At 65.3% G+C, this 13577-nt stretch carries 16 protein-coding genes and 1 tRNA gene; 3 read left to right on the plus strand and 14 right to left on the minus strand.

Annotated elements, in window-relative coordinates:
• Positions 1-54: 54 nt before the first annotated feature.
• The 10 genes from rseP to PMI02_RS26870 all read right to left on the minus strand — a co-directional run bounded on the left by rseP (position 55) and on the right by PMI02_RS26870 (position 8478).
• Complete coding sequence (rseP, locus tag PMI02_RS02295) at positions 55-1434, minus strand: RIP metalloprotease RseP (RefSeq protein ID WP_007678156.1); 1380 nt, start codon at positions 1432-1434, stop codon at positions 55-57.
• Between the two features lie 14 nt (positions 1435-1448).
• Positions 1449-2600 carry a 1-deoxy-D-xylulose-5-phosphate reductoisomerase gene (gene dxr / locus PMI02_RS02300; RefSeq protein WP_007678157.1) on the minus strand — a complete coding sequence of 384 codons (1152 nt, stop codon included), beginning with the start codon at positions 2598-2600 and terminating at the stop codon, positions 1449-1451.
• Between the two features lie 5 nt (positions 2601-2605).
• Complete coding sequence (locus tag PMI02_RS02305; protein ID WP_007678158.1) at positions 2606-3382, minus strand: phosphatidate cytidylyltransferase; 777 nt, start codon at positions 3380-3382, stop codon at positions 2606-2608.
• The gene (uppS, locus tag PMI02_RS02310; RefSeq protein WP_007678160.1) at positions 3369-4058 is read right to left on the minus strand and encodes a polyprenyl diphosphate synthase; all 690 of its coding nucleotides are present in this window, start codon (positions 4056-4058) and stop codon (positions 3369-3371) included. Before uppS ends, PMI02_RS02305 begins: the two co-directional genes overlap by 14 nt.
• A 31-nt stretch (positions 4059-4089) precedes the next feature.
• A complete protein-coding gene (frr, locus tag PMI02_RS02315) occupies positions 4090-4647 on the minus strand; it encodes a ribosome recycling factor (protein WP_007678162.1) in 558 nt (185 codons plus the stop codon).
• 3 nt (positions 4648-4650) lie between these two features.
• Complete coding sequence (gene pyrH, locus PMI02_RS02320) at positions 4651-5373, minus strand: UMP kinase (RefSeq protein WP_007678163.1); 723 nt, start codon at positions 5371-5373, stop codon at positions 4651-4653.
• A gap of 314 nt (positions 5374-5687) precedes the next feature.
• Positions 5688-5984, minus strand: coding sequence for a hypothetical protein (locus PMI02_RS02325; RefSeq protein WP_007678164.1), 297 nt, complete (start codon positions 5982-5984; stop codon positions 5688-5690).
• 160 nt (positions 5985-6144) lie between these two features.
• Complete coding sequence (gene tsf / locus PMI02_RS02330; protein ID WP_007678166.1) at positions 6145-7068, minus strand: translation elongation factor Ts; 924 nt, start codon at positions 7066-7068, stop codon at positions 6145-6147.
• 116 nt (positions 7069-7184) lie between these two features.
• The gene (gene rpsB / locus PMI02_RS02335) at positions 7185-7937 is read right to left on the minus strand and encodes a 30S ribosomal protein S2 (RefSeq protein ID WP_007678168.1); all 753 of its coding nucleotides are present in this window, start codon (positions 7935-7937) and stop codon (positions 7185-7187) included.
• Between the two features lie 376 nt (positions 7938-8313).
• Positions 8314-8478, minus strand: coding sequence for a hypothetical protein (locus PMI02_RS26870; protein ID WP_157222337.1), 165 nt, complete (start codon positions 8476-8478; stop codon positions 8314-8316).
• A gap of 394 nt (positions 8479-8872) precedes the next feature.
• On the opposite strand from PMI02_RS26870, the gene PMI02_RS02340 reads away from it, so the two are divergent.
• Positions 8873-9154 (plus strand): hypothetical protein, encoded by a 282-nt coding sequence (locus tag PMI02_RS02340; RefSeq protein WP_007678170.1) that lies wholly within the window; start codon positions 8873-8875, stop codon positions 9152-9154.
• Here PMI02_RS02340 and pssA read toward each other — a convergent pair.
• The 3 genes from pssA to PMI02_RS02355 all read right to left on the minus strand — a co-directional run bounded on the left by pssA (position 9126) and on the right by PMI02_RS02355 (position 10933).
• A complete protein-coding gene (gene pssA / locus PMI02_RS02345; RefSeq protein ID WP_007678183.1) occupies positions 9126-9947 on the minus strand; it encodes a CDP-diacylglycerol--serine O-phosphatidyltransferase in 822 nt (273 codons plus the stop codon). The genes PMI02_RS02340 and pssA overlap by 29 nt on opposite strands.
• Positions 9944-10693 (minus strand): phosphatidylserine decarboxylase, encoded by a 750-nt coding sequence (locus PMI02_RS02350; RefSeq protein WP_007678186.1) that lies wholly within the window; start codon positions 10691-10693, stop codon positions 9944-9946. Before PMI02_RS02350 ends, pssA begins: the two co-directional genes overlap by 4 nt.
• Before the next feature lie 154 nt (positions 10694-10847).
• Positions 10848-10933, minus strand: a tRNA-Tyr gene (locus PMI02_RS02355).
• Between the two features lie 183 nt (positions 10934-11116).
• Here PMI02_RS02355 and PMI02_RS02360 point away from each other — a divergent pair.
• Together PMI02_RS02360 and PMI02_RS02365 are read left to right on the plus strand one after the other, a co-directional pair.
• Positions 11117-11947, plus strand: a complete 831-nt coding sequence (locus PMI02_RS02360; RefSeq protein ID WP_007678197.1) for an RNA methyltransferase — start codon at positions 11117-11119, stop codon at positions 11945-11947.
• A gap of 61 nt (positions 11948-12008) precedes the next feature.
• On the plus strand, positions 12009-12860 hold the full coding sequence (locus tag PMI02_RS02365) for a hypothetical protein (protein WP_007678199.1): 852 nt from the start codon (positions 12009-12011) through the stop codon (positions 12858-12860).
• 256 nt (positions 12861-13116) lie between these two features.
• On the opposite strand, the gene PMI02_RS02370 is transcribed toward PMI02_RS02365, so the two are convergent.
• Entirely contained in the window at positions 13117-13389 is a 273-nt protein-coding gene (locus tag PMI02_RS02370; protein ID WP_007678201.1) for an HU family DNA-binding protein, read from the minus strand.
• Positions 13390-13577 lie beyond the last annotated feature (188 nt).

A 13577-nucleotide genomic window follows, 5' to 3' on the forward strand; every position in this document is an offset into this window, starting at 1 on the left:
CGATCAAGCAGACAAAACCCGGCAATAATGTGATCGCTGGATAAAACCTCCAGGCTATCCCCCGAAAATCGGGAGTTGAGCCAGATCGTTGACCGTGACGAAAACCATGAGAGCCAGAACCAGTGCCACGCCCGTTCGGATCGCCCATTCCTGACTACGTACTCCCAGTGGCCTCCGGCGCACGAATTCAGCCGCGTAGAAGGCTAGGTGCCCGCCGTCGAGGCCAGGAATTGGCAGGAGGTTGATGAATGCCAAGTTAATCGAAATCAGCGCCGCGAAGGACACGAATGCCTCCCAGCCGAGGGTGAACTGCTGCCCGGAATACTGGGCGATCTTGATCGGCCCGCCCAGTTCCTTGACCGAGCGATCGCCGGTGAAGATCTGGGCGATCCCCGTGACCATCGTGCCCATGGCGTGGAAGGTCTCATCGAAGCCTTTCCGGACTGCCCCAAGCGGGCCGAAGGTCTCCAGCCTGCCTACGCTGATACCGATCTGACCGACCTGCACGGCCTTGCCCTGCTCATCGATGACGGTGCCCGCGGTGATCGCCACGGGGAGCGTCAGGACCTCTGTGCCGCGCCGGACCTTCACGTCGACGCTGCGGCCCGCATTGGGCCGGATCAGGCGCGGAATGTCGGTAAAGCTGCCCACCGGGGCGCCATCGACGGCCAGGATGCGGTCGCCGATCTCCAACCCGGCCTTTTCAGCCGGCGAATCGCCGTGAAACCCGCCGACCAGCGGAGGCGTCAGGTCTACGCCAAGGTCACCGATCCTGGCCTCGTTGCCGAACCTGTCCTTCAACTCGCGCGTGGCCAGCGTGACCGGCAGAGTCACCGTCTCGCCGTCGCGCTCGATGGAGATCGAAAGCGTCTTGCTGGGGTAGTAGATCGTGTGGTCGGCGACTTCCCGGACGTCCCCGATGCGGTCGCCGTCGATCGCCACGATGCGGTCGCCGATGCGCAGGCCGGCCTGCTGGGCCGGCGAATTCTGCGCGAAGGCGCTCACCTCCGCGTCGGTCACCATACGGCCGTAGAATCCGTAGAAGGCGGCAAAGATCGCCACGCAGAGCAGCAGGTTGGTCATCGGACCGGCGAGCACGATCAGCGCGCGCTGCCACAGCGGCTTGACGTGGAAGGTGTGCGAGCGCTCCTCGGCCGTCATACGGTCGTCCAGCGCGCCGGGCGCGCTCGACGGGTTCATGTCGCCGGAAAACTGGACGTAGCCGCCCAGCGGCAGCGCCGAGAGCTTCCAGCGGGTGCCGCGCTTGTCGGTCCAGCCCGCCAGTTCCTTGCCGAAGCCGATCGAGAAGGCATCGGCCTTCACCCCGAACAGCCGCCCGACCAGGTAGTGCCCCAGCTCGTGGATCAGGACCAGTGGGCCCAGAACCAGGAGGAAGGCGAAGATCGTCGTCAGAAGTCCTGGTGATCCGGTCAAGCGAGCAATCTCCGTCAGGTACTGGTCACGAGCAGCCGCGCCCTTGCCCTTGCCTCGCCGTCCACTTCGAGGACGTCGGACAGGGAGCCGGGCGCGGGCGGCGCATAGGAACCCAGTACGTCCTCCACTTGTGCGGCAATACGGGTGAACGAAATCTGACCGCCGAGGAACGCCGCGACGGCGATCTCGTTGGCGGCGTTGAGCACGGCCGGAACCGCGCCACCCGCCTGCGCCGCCTCGCGCGCCAGGCGGGTGGCGGGGAAGCGCACCTCGTCGGGCTTGCGGAAGGTCAGTTCGCCGATCTCGGCAAGGTCGAGCGGGGCGCAGGGCGTGTCCATGCGGCGCGGCCAGGCGAGCGCCGAGGCGATCGGCACGCGCATGTCCGACGGCCCCAGTTGCGCCAGCGTCGAGCCGTCTCGGTACTCGACCATGGAATGCACCACCGACTGCGGGTGGACGATGATACGCAGCCGGTCGAGGCCGACCGGGAACAGGTGATGCGCCTCGATCAGTTCGAGGCCCTTGTTGAACATCGTCGCCGAGTCGACGCTGATCTTGGCGCCCATGTCCCAGTTGGGATGGCGCACGGCCTCGGCCGGCGTGGCGGCGGTGAGACGGTCCCACGACCAGTCGCGGAACGGACCGCCGCTCGCGGTCAGGGTGATCCAGCGGACGTCGGCGGTATCGTTGCCGCACAGGCACTGGAAGATCGCGTTGTGCTCGGAATCGACGGGCAGCAACGTGGCGCCGTGGCGTGCGACGGCGGCGAGCATGACCTCGCCTGCGGAAACCAGTGCTTCCTTGTTGGCGAGCGCGATCACCCCGCCCTGCTCGATCGCAGCCATCGTCGGTGCGAGCCCCGCGCAGCCGACGATCGCGGCCACGGTAACGTCGGCGCCCCGCGCGCCCGCCTCGACCAATGCGGCGGGACCGCCTGCCGCCTCGATGCCCGAACCGGCGAGAGCATCACGCAGCGCAGGAAGGTGCGTTTCATCCGCGACGACGGCGACCTCTGCCCCGAATTCGCGGGCCAGACGCGCCAGTTCAGCGGCATTGGAATGCGCGGTCAGCGCCGTGACGCGCCAGTCGCCGCGGTTGCGGCGGATCAGGTCGAGCGTCGAAGCGCCGATCGATCCGGTAGCGCCGAGGACGGTAAGTGTGCGCATGGATCTCATCGCGGCTGGAACAGGATCATCAGCCCTAGCACGAACAGCACCGCCAGCAAGCCATCCGCGCGGTCGAAGAAACCGCCGTGACCGGGAATGAGGTTGCCTGAGTCCTTGAACCCGGCGCGCCGCTTCATCCAGCTCTCGAAGAAATCGCCCGCCTGCGCGCAGACGGCGACGATGATGCCGGTCATCAGGCAGCTGGCGAACAAGGGCACTGCCCCGGCGCTGGCGTACCAGCACGGCTCGGTCCCGAAGCATGAGACGGCGTCGGCGGCGGAAACCTGCGGAGTGAGCCGGATCGCCCCGTCCTGCCACAGCCGCGCGGCGGTGAAGAGCGCCAGCGTCGCGCCCAGCACGCCGCCCATGAGGCCGGACCAGGTCTTCGACGGGCTGATCGAAGGCGCGATCTTGGGGCCTCGCAGCGTGCGGCCGGTGAAATACGCGCCGACGTCGACGGCGATGACGGTCGCCAGAAGCGTCAGGACCGGCGCGAGCGTGAAAGCGTCGTTGTGCAGGAACAGCAGCATGGCTGCACCTACGCCGACATAGAGCATACCGAGGAAGTTCCAGGCGGCCCGAGCGCCCGGTCCGGGCGTGGCACGGCGGGCAAGCCGTATCCACTCGTAGAGCACCCCCACCGAGACGGCGCAGACGAAGGCGATCCACACCGCCCCGCCCAGCCACAGGGCTGAGCCGGCGACGGCCAGCATGACGACGGCGGACACGGTCCGCACGCCAAGGTCGGACACGCCGCGCCTCGGCCTCTTAGCGCCCGCCATAGCGCCGCTCGCGGGTGGTGAAGGCTTCGAGGGCATCGCGCAGATGCTCGGCGGTGAAGTCCGGCCAGAGCACGTCGGTGAACAGCATCTCGGCATAGGCCGCCTGCCAGAGCAGGAAGTTCGACAGCCGCACTTCGCCGGAGGTGCGGATCAGCAGGTCGAGCGGCGGCAGGTCCGCAGTGTCCAGCTCGGCGGCAATGGTCTCGGGCGTGATGGGACCCTTGGCGGCGGCCTTGGTAGCGGCGCGGGCGATCTCGTCCTGCGAGCCGTAGTTCAGCGCCACGACCAGCGTCGTGCCGGTATTACCCGAGGTACGCGTCATCGCGCCTTCGACCAGTTCGACAACATCCGGCTTGAAAGCCTTGTAATCGCCGATGATTTTCAGCCGGACGCCGGCATTCGCGAACTCGTCGAGATCGGAGAGGATGAAGCGCTTCATCAGGGTCATGAGGTCGGAAACCTCTTCCTCGGGCCGCCGCCAGTTCTCCGTGGAGAAGGCGTAGAGGGTCAGCGCCTCGAGGCCCATCTCGCGCGCACCGCGCACGACGCGGCGCACCGCCTCCACGCCGCGTTGGTGCCCCAGCGCGCGCGGAAGGTGGCGCTTCTTCGCCCAGCGTCCGTTGCCGTCCATGATGATGGCGACATGCCGGGCGCCAATGGCTTCCTCCTTGGCCATCAGGCCTCCCTCACCCCGAGGCAATCGAACCTCACTTGCCGAGGATTTCCTTTTCCTTGGCTGCAAAGACGTCGTCGAGGGCCTTGATCTGCTCGTCGGTCAGCTTCTGGACTTCGGTTTCGCCGCGCTTGCGGTCGTCTTCCGAGATTTCCTTCTTCTTCTCGTCGGCCTTGAGGTTCTCGATGCCGTCGCGGCGCACGTTGCGCACGGCGACGCGCGCCTTCTCGGCGTAGGAGCTGGCGAGCTTGGCGAGTTCCTTGCGGCGCTCCTCGGTCAGGTCCGGGATCGGCAGGCGCAGGGTGTTGCCGTCGTTGATCGGGTTGAGACCCAGACCCGCCGAACGGATCGCCTTCTCGACCGGACCGATGTTGTTCTTGTCCCACACCTGCACCGAGAGCATGCGCGGCTCGGGCGCCGAGATCGTGGCGACCTGCGTGATCGGCGTGTTGGCACCGTAGACGGTGACCGTGATCGGCTCGAGCAGCGCGGTGTTCGCGCGGCCGGTGCGCAGGCCGGAAAGGTCGTGCTTCAGCGCGTCGATGGCGCCCTTCATGCGGCGCTCGAGGTCCGCCTTGTCGTACTTGGCCATGGTTCAGGCTCCCTTCTGGACGAGCGTCTTGGTTCCGCCACCGGCGAGAACGGTGGCAAGGTTGCCCTTCTCGCGGATCGAGAACACGACGATCGGAATTGCATTGTCGCGGCACAGGGCCACGGCGGAGGCGTCCATCACCTTCAGGTTGTCGGCGAGGACGGTATCGTAGTCGACGCTGTCGTAGCGCTTGGCGTCAGGGTTGGTCTTCGGATCGCTGTCGTAGACGCCGTCGACGCTGGTGCCCTTGAGCAGGGCGCAGCACTTCATCTCGGCGGCGCGCAGGGCGGCGCCGGAATCGGTGGTGAAATAGGGAGCGCCGACGCCCGCGGCGAAGATCACCACGCGGCCCTTTTCCAGATGGCGCTCGGCGCGGCGGCGGATGACCGGCTCGCAGACCTGGTCCATCTGCACGGCCGACTGCACGCGCGTCTCCACGCCGATCTGCTCGAGCGCGTTCTGCATCGCGAGCGCGTTCATGACGGTGGCGAGCATGCCCATGTAGTCCGCCTGGGCGCGGTCCATGCCGCGCGCCGCGCCGGCCATGCCGCGAAAGATGTTGCCGCCGCCGATGACGAGGCAGACTTCCAGGCCCGTTTCCTTGGCAGCCTTCACTTCACCTGCGAGTTCCGCGACGAAGTCAGGATCGATCCCGAACTGCTGGCTCCCCATCAGCACCTCGCCCGAGAGTTTGAGCAGGACGCGTTTGTAGGGGGAGGATGACATGCCGCTGGGTCTCCTGGATACGGGTGGCCCGGCTTTAGGAGCGTGTGGCCGGATTGCCAAGGGGCTAGGCCCGGGCGCGCGTTCAGCCCGGCGCCTTTTGGCCCGGCAGCTGCACCGGCAGGCCGTTGAGCGCATTCAGGTCGAACGAAACAGTCTTCCCGTCCCGTGCCGGTCAGCAGGCCACTAAGACATGCGCCAGAGAACCACCCCTTCGCAGACTACGCGACCGCGATGGCGGACAAACTGGCAGCACACAAGCACGTCCGCGCAGTTCACCGCCGCGTACCGAGGTCAGGAAGGGAAACGCCGGCAGGTCAGCGATCGACCAGCGCGCTCACCCGCCGCCGGAACGACATCCCCGGGGTATTTCCGCGTGCCACGTCGTGAAACACACCGCCGCCGATGGCCGGTAGCAGGGCTTCGACTTCGCTCGCTTCCTCGAAGGTGTGGACGTCGACTGCAATCCGCAGACGGCCGTCGAATAGGAAGCTGACTATGCTGGCAGGGGGGCAGGCATCCTCGACAGCCTTGTGCAGTGAACCCAGCTCATCCGAGATGGGGCAGGCCGGCATCGACTGCCGGAATTCGGCGATGGTCGTGATCGCATTCATGGTGCGTCTCCGGGTAAGTTGTCCCCATTCAACGCACAGGCGGCTCGTTTGATCCCTTAGTACAAACCCCTACCCATCCAGAGAAAGGGCAACAAAAACGGGCCGGAAAGCAATCGCTTCCCGACCCGCATGTTCCGTTCCCGTAGGAAGACGGAGAATTTTAGCCGGCGACGGCGGCAGCCACTTCGGCCGCGAAGTCGGAGACTTCCTTCTCGATGCCTTCACCGAGCTGGAAGCGCACGTAGTCCTTGAGGACGATCTTCGCGCCGGCTTCCTTGCCCGCCTGGTCGACGACCTGCTGGATCGGGGTCTTGTTGTCGAGAACGAAGACCTGCGAGAGCAGCGCGTTTTCCTTGGCGTACTTCGAGATCGCACCTTCGACCATCTTGGCCTGCACGGCTTCGGGCTTGCCGGATTCGGCGGCCTTTTCCTGTGCGATCTTGCGCTCGCGCTCGATCAGCTCGGGATCGAGGTCCTCGGCGTTCAGCGCCAGCGGGAAGGCAGCGGCGATGTGCATCGCGATCTGCTTGCCGAGGGCTTCGAGCTTGTCGGCCGGGCCTTCCGATTCGAGCGCGACGAGCACGCCGATCTTGCCGAGGTTCGGAGCGGCTGCGTTGTGCATGTAGGGCACGACGATGCCGTTCGACACTTCGACGGTCTTCAGGCGGCGAACCTGCTGGTTCTCGCCGATGGTCGCGACGTTGTTGGTCAGCGCGTCGGCAACGGTGCCGCCGTTCGGGTAGGCAGCGGCCTTGAGCGCGTCCACGTCGTTGCCGGCAACGCCGAGCGCGACTTCGGTGGTCTTGCGCACGAAGTCCTGGAACTGGTCGTTCTTGGCGACGAAGTCGGTCTCGGAGTTCACCTCGACGGCGACGCCCTTGGTGCCGGTGACGGCAACGCCGACCAGACCTTCAGCGGCGGTGCGGCTCGACTTCTTGGCGGCAGCGGCCAGACCGCGGGCGCGCAGCGCATCGACGGCGGCTTCGAGATCGCCATTGGTCTCGTCGAGAGCCTTCTTGCAGTCCATCATGCCGGCGCCAGTGCGCTCGCGCAGGTTCTTCACGTCAGCGGCGGTGTAAGCCATCGCTCAAATCCTTTTGTTGATTAGAGGCATCTCAGCCCCTGAAATGGATGCGCGCCAGGCCCATTGGACCCGGCGCGCGACAATTCCATGACGAAAGTGTCGTCGGCCGGGGCCTATCAGGCCTCGACGGTCTCTTCGACCGGAGCGTCCATGGCACCGATGTCGATGCCGCTGTCGATCACGCCTTCGCGGTGACCCTTGGTCGCTGCCTGGGCGATCGCGTCGCAGTACAGGCGCACGGCGCGGCTGGCGTCGTCGTTGCCCGGGATCGGGAACGCGATGCCCTGCGGGTTCACGTTGGTGTCGAGCACGGCGACGACCGGGATGCCGAGTACGTTGGCTTCCTTGATCGCCAGCTCTTCCTTGTTGGCGTCGATCACGAACATCACGTCCGGGATGCCGCCCATGTCGCGGATACCGCCGAGCGAGAGCTCGAGCTTGTCACGCTCGCGGGTGAGCTGGAGGACTTCCTTCTTGGTCAGGCCGGCGGTGTCGCCTGCGAGCTGCTCTTCGAGCGCCTTGAAGCGCTTGATCGAGCCCGAGATGGTCTTCCAGTTGGTGAGCATGCCGCCCAGCCAGCGGTGGTTGACGAAGTGCTGGCCGCAGGCGCGAGCGGCCTGGGCGATCGGCTCCTGCGCCTGGCGCTTGGTGCCGACGAAGAGGACCTTGCCGCCGGCCTGGACGGTCGACTGCACGAAGTCGAGCGCGCGCGCGAAGAGCGGCACGGTCTGCGACAGGTCGATGATGTGGATGCCGTTGCGCGCGCCGAAGATGTACGGCTTCATGCGCGGGTTCCAGCGGTGGGTCTGGTGACCGAAGTGTGCGCCGGCTTCGATGAGCTGCGACATGGTGACGACGGGAGCCGCCATAAGATAATTCCTTTCCGGTTGAACCTCTGGAAGACTGGAACCGTGCGGGGACCCCGCTGCGGCACCGGTATGAACGCCTTCCATGTGGATTGCCTGCGAGTCGCGCCGGACGATCCGGCTTGAATCTCACAAGCGGGGCCGCCCTTAGACTGATCCTGCGCCGGAATCCAGCCCTTCCTGAAGGCGGGGCCAAAGCCGTCTACCGCAAGCTGCTGTCACCTCATCGTCAGAATCCGCCATAACCCTCTAAATCAAGGGGTTTGAGCAGGAACCAACTCCTTTCCAAGGGCCTTTCCTTAGCATGGCTGGTGATAAGTTGTTAACCTAACGGATCATTCAGCAGGAACAGCGGGGATTTTCAGTCGGGGGCAGCGACTTACAAGAAGGCAAGCTCATGATGAGTATCGTTCCACCCGTCCTCTTTTCCCTCGCCGCTTTGGCCGCTGTCCTCACGATCTGGAAAAGCGCGCTGACCGCCCTCCCTGTCGTCCGCAGCCTGCGCAGGCAACTGGCCGAGACTTCGCTGGAACGGGTCATTCATGTGGCCAGCCTGGATTTACGCACCTCGATCGAACGCCCGGCTGCATCCCGCCGACAGATCGTACGCGCACGCCGCCATGCGTGTCCGAAAACCGGTGACCCACCGGCTTCACCAATTCCCGCACCGCACTCACGCAGCCTGAGGCGGACATCGAAAAGCGTCGAAACAGGCAAACGTAGCGCAGTTTCGTTGGGCACCAGGGCCGGAACTTAGTGCCATTGGATTGCCGTCATGGATTCTTGCCGATTCAAGCAAGCGCAAATTCCACTTGACTCACTTGGAACAAAAAGTGAACTACTGCGCCTGTAGAACATTGATAGAACAGATTCGCGTTTTCCACAAGCTGTCCACAGCCCTCCGCCGGGTTCGGGGCGATGGTTCGAAAGGAATGGTCATGACTGCATTCGTTGCCTGCCTCTTTACCCTCGCCGCCCTTGCATCGGCATGGAGCATCGGCGCGACAATCCGGCGTTACGGTCCGAACGCGATACTGCTGCGGGAGCAATTCGATGCCTGCCCGGGTGCGATGACGCTGGAATGGAAATCCGTCGAGCGAGTGGCCGTCCCAACTCTGGCGGAAATCAGGATTCCTGAATTCAGGAGGCGTATGGCACGCCGAATGCCGGCAGGCCTGGAGTGGCCGCAGGTCAGCGCGGCACTGGAGCTTGCCGCCTGACCTTGGCGTAAGTGACCAGGCCGACGGGCAGCAGCACAAGATAAACGAGTGTTATCGCAACCAGCGTGTACCATGTTTCGGTCAACAAGGCCGCCACGGCCAGACCTACCAGCGCCAGCACGCCGAGGCGCAGCGAGTTGGGCGGTCGTAGCCGCGACCATCCCAGCGTCGGTATCGACGAGATCATCAAAAACGCGATCACGACCATCCAGATGCTCACGGCAACCGGGTTGGCAAATTCCGAGCGTGTCGTGGCGATCCACAAATACATCGGCAGGAACGCCAACCCTGCGCCCAGAGGCGCAGGCACTCCCGTCAAGAAACCGGCGGCCTTGTGCGGCTGTTCCAGCATGTCGAGGCGCGAGTTGAAGCGAGCAAGCCTCAGCACGCAGCAGATCGCGAAGGCGAGTGCAGCGATCCAGCCCAGGCTTGGAATCTGATGAAGAGTCCACAGATAGACGATCAGTGCCGGGGCGACGCCGAAGGAAATCGAATCGGCCAGGCTGTCGAGTTCGGCGCCAAAGCGGGTCTGGGCGTTGAGCAGACGGGCGGCGCGCCCATCGATCCCGTCCAGCAGGCCGGCAAGGATGATCGCCAGCACTGATTTCTCGAAATCGCCAGCAATGGCGAAGCGGATACCGGTAAGTCCCGAACACAAGGCAGCTGCGGTGATCGCGTTGGGCACGATCGCGCGCATGGAAAGCCCGGCGGCAAGCCTGCGGCGCGGTCTGCGTCGCATGTCCGGCCTGCCGGCGAAAGCGGCCTCCGCCTCGTAGTCCGGGTCGTCGATCACTGGGCGATGCCCTCAATCACCGAGGCACTGGCGAGCACGGCCAGCACGGTTTCCCCTGCGATGATCTTCTGGCCCATCAGCACCCTGGGCTCGGTGCCGGCAGGGAGATAGACATCGACGCGGCTGCCGAAGCGGATCAGGCCGATGCGCTGTCCGGCGGCGATGATGTCACCCGGCTTCACGAACGGCACGATGCGGCGCGCGACCAGACCGGCGATCTGCGTGAAGCAGATGCGCAGGCCATCGCTACGCTCGATGAGGATATGCTGGCGCTCGTTCTCTTCGCTCGCCTTGTCGAGGTCGGCGTTGACGAACTTGCCGGGGATGTAGATCACCCGCTTGACCGAACCGGCAATCGGCGTTCGATTGATGTGGACGTCGAACACCGACATGAAGATCGAGATGCGCGTCACGGGTTCAGAGGACATCGGCGCGGAACCCGTGCCGTCGTCCACTGTCAGTTCGCGGGGCGGCGGGACCTTGCCGATCAGCGTGACTAGGCCGTCCGCTGGCGCGATGATGGCTCGTTCGTCCTGGGGGGTGACACGCACAGGATCGCGGAAGAACGCCAGGACGCACAACGTCAGCACCGCGAGCGGCCAGCCTACCCACGGACCGAGCAGTATCCAGCCGGCCAGCGCGACGACGCCGGCGATGGCGCCGAACTTGCGGCCTTCGGGGTGAATGGAGGGCCACTGCCACGACGCTTCGCCGCGGCCCTGATTATCGAGAATTTCTCCGGGCATCGCTCTCATCTAGACAGTGCGCACTAGTACCGCAATGCCGCTGGCCTTGCGGTGTTCCCTCGCGGGGCAGGCGCCTGCGGATAAATGCGGTGAAGCGGCGTTTTCGGGAATGGCCCCTCTGCGGGGCGCCGGGCCCGCTCTTGCGGGAAGCTGGTGGTGGACAGGGCTGGATTCGAACCAGCGTACGCTTGCACGGGCAGATTTACAGTCTGCTGCCTTTAACCACTCGGCCACCTGTCCACACCAGTTGCTGGCTGCTGGAATCCCCTGCGAAAGCGGGAAATTCCGGCGTTGGTCGAGGCTCCGAAAGGGGCCTCGTTGCCGAGGAGCCGGGCCTTTGCCGAAGCGAGCCTTGCCTGTCAATGGCCTCCCTGTCAGAGGGGGCAAGAAATTTGCCATATTCGGTTTTCGAAAGGACGATGAATGAACAAGCGTAGCGGCGGAAAAGCCGGCAGCGAGGGTGATGCCCGCCCGGCGAAAGCCCTGCGCGGCCGCGCAGGCCGGATGAAGAACGGGCGCGGCAGCGGCCGCGCGGGCTCGGGCGCCGTGCGCCTGTGGGGTCGTCACGCCGTGGAAGCGGCGCTGAAGAATCCCGACCGCGTCCACCGCAAGCTCTGGGCCACGCGCGAGGGCGTCGATTCGCTGGACGGCGAATTGCCAGAGAATTTCGCCGTGGAGTGGGCGCAGGGTGCCGACCTTGCCCGGCTCGTCGCGCGCGATGCGCCGCACCAGGGGCTGGTCCTCGAATGCGACCCGCTGGAGGACATGTTCCTCGCCGACGTGCTCGACAACGATCCGCTGCGCCCGGTGATCGTGCTCGACCAGGTGACCGACCCGCACAACGTCGGCGCGATCATGCGTTCGGCGGCGGCCTTCAACGCCTGCGCCATCGTCACCCAGGACCGCCATGCCCCCGTCGAATCGGGCACGCTCGCAAAGTCCGCATCGGGCGCGCTGGAAGTGCTGCCCTGGGTGCGCGTGGTGAACCTCGCCCGCGCACTCGAAGAGATCGCCGAGGCCGGTTACTGGCGCATCGGCCTGACCGGCACGGCGGAAACGACGCTGGGCGAGGCCCTGCCCACCGGCCCGGTCGCGCTGGTGCTCGGCGCGGAAGGCGACGGCATGCGCCACAACATCACGCAGCACTGCGACGCTCTCGCCAAGCTGCCGATCAGCGAGGCTATGGAAAGCCTGAACGTCAGCAATGCGGCTGCCATCGCGCTTTACGCCGCGGCCACTCGCGAAACGGAATGAGCCATCCCGGCGCCGCCTCGAAACCGGAGCGGCGCCGAACCGGGCACCTCAGGGGGATAACGTGAAGACCGATCCGCATCGCCTCTCTAGCCGCTTGCCCTTGCGCAGGGCGTTCGCCGTCGCCGCGCTGGCGCTGCTGGCCGCCGCCTGCATTCTGGCGCCAGGGAAATTCGCCTCGCAGTTCGACCTCAGGAAGGACCGCAGCTTCGCCTTCCGCTATACCGGCGAGATCCTGATGATCCCGCTGATGAAGACCGGCAAGGACGAGGCGTTCGAGGCGACCGCCTGCCAGAACGACGAAACGCTCGAAGAGCGTGACTGCACCGCCGACGAACTTGCCCGGCAGAAGACAGACTGGGAGCAGGCGCGGGAGCAGAAGCGGAAAAGCGATGCGGAGGCCGCGAAGATGCTGCTTGGCGGGATCGACCCGAGCAATCCCGAATCGGGCAAGGAACTCGCCGCCAAGCTGCGCCGTCAGGCCGGCTGGAAGAAGGTCGAGTACGTTGGCGACGGCAAGTTCGACGTCGATTTCGCGATCGCCGGCAAACTCGACCACGACTTCACGTTCCCCACGCTCGAAGGCTTCCCGATGAGCAACGCGTTCGTGCAGGTCATCGCGCGCCAGGACGGGACGGTGCGCATCGACGCACCCGGGTTCGGCCCCCAGGGCGGCGGGCAGGCGATGGCCGGCATGATGGCGGGTATGGCAGCATCGGGCAGCGAGGGCGGTGATTCCAGCGATGGTCCCACCAGCCTCGCCGACGGCAGCTTTGCAGTGCTGACCAACGGCGAGATACTTGCGAACAATACCGACGAAGGTCCCGCGGTGTCTCCGGGCGGCAGGATGCTGACCTGGAAGGTCAATCCCCGCACCCCGGCGGCACCCACCGCGCTGTTGAAGCTGGCGCGTTGATGCCCGGCGTGCGCGGCCTTTAGAACCAGAGGTCCCGCACGCAGCGGCCGTCCGGCACACCACCCCCCGAACGTGCCGAGCCATCGAAATCGTCTACCGGCAGGTGCGCAGACTTGGGCCGCGTCAGGTGCGCCTAGCGGCAGAAGGCGTAGCGGGTGTCACCGCCTGCTCTTTCCAAAGAAAAACGCCGCGCTGGCCGTTGGGCCGCGCGGCGTGATCCGATTGACCTGCGAGGCGCTACAGGCCGCCTGCCGTCTTAGTTGACGGCGTCCTTCAGGCCCTTGCCGGCCTTGAATTTCGGCTGCGACGATGCCTTGATTTCCATCGGCTCGCCCGTGCGCGGATTGCGTCCGGTCGACGCCTTGCGCTTGGCGACCGAGAAAGTGCCGAAGCCGACGAGGCGCACTTCGTCACCCTTCTTCAGCGAGCCCGAGATGGCGTCGAACACGCCTTCGACAGCCTTGGTGGCATCGCTGCGCGTCAGACCGCTCGAATCGGCAACTGCGCTGATGAGATCGTTCTTGTTCATTATGGGAACCCCCTTACCTTTCAGTGGAGCGGATGAAGATGAAATTTTCAGATTCGCCTCACGATGGGCGACGGAATTGAGCGGGTTTTCCTCAAGGTGGCAAGGGCTAAACCCGCCGATAACTGGCAGTTAATCGCGTTTTTCCGCCGGTCCTGCAACGATCGGTCATTTTGCGGCGCAGCATGAAC

Origin of the sequence: Novosphingobium sp. AP12, assembly GCF_000281975.1 — a bacterium.
In the GTDB taxonomy this organism is placed as follows: domain Bacteria; phylum Pseudomonadota; class Alphaproteobacteria; order Sphingomonadales; family Sphingomonadaceae; genus Novosphingobium.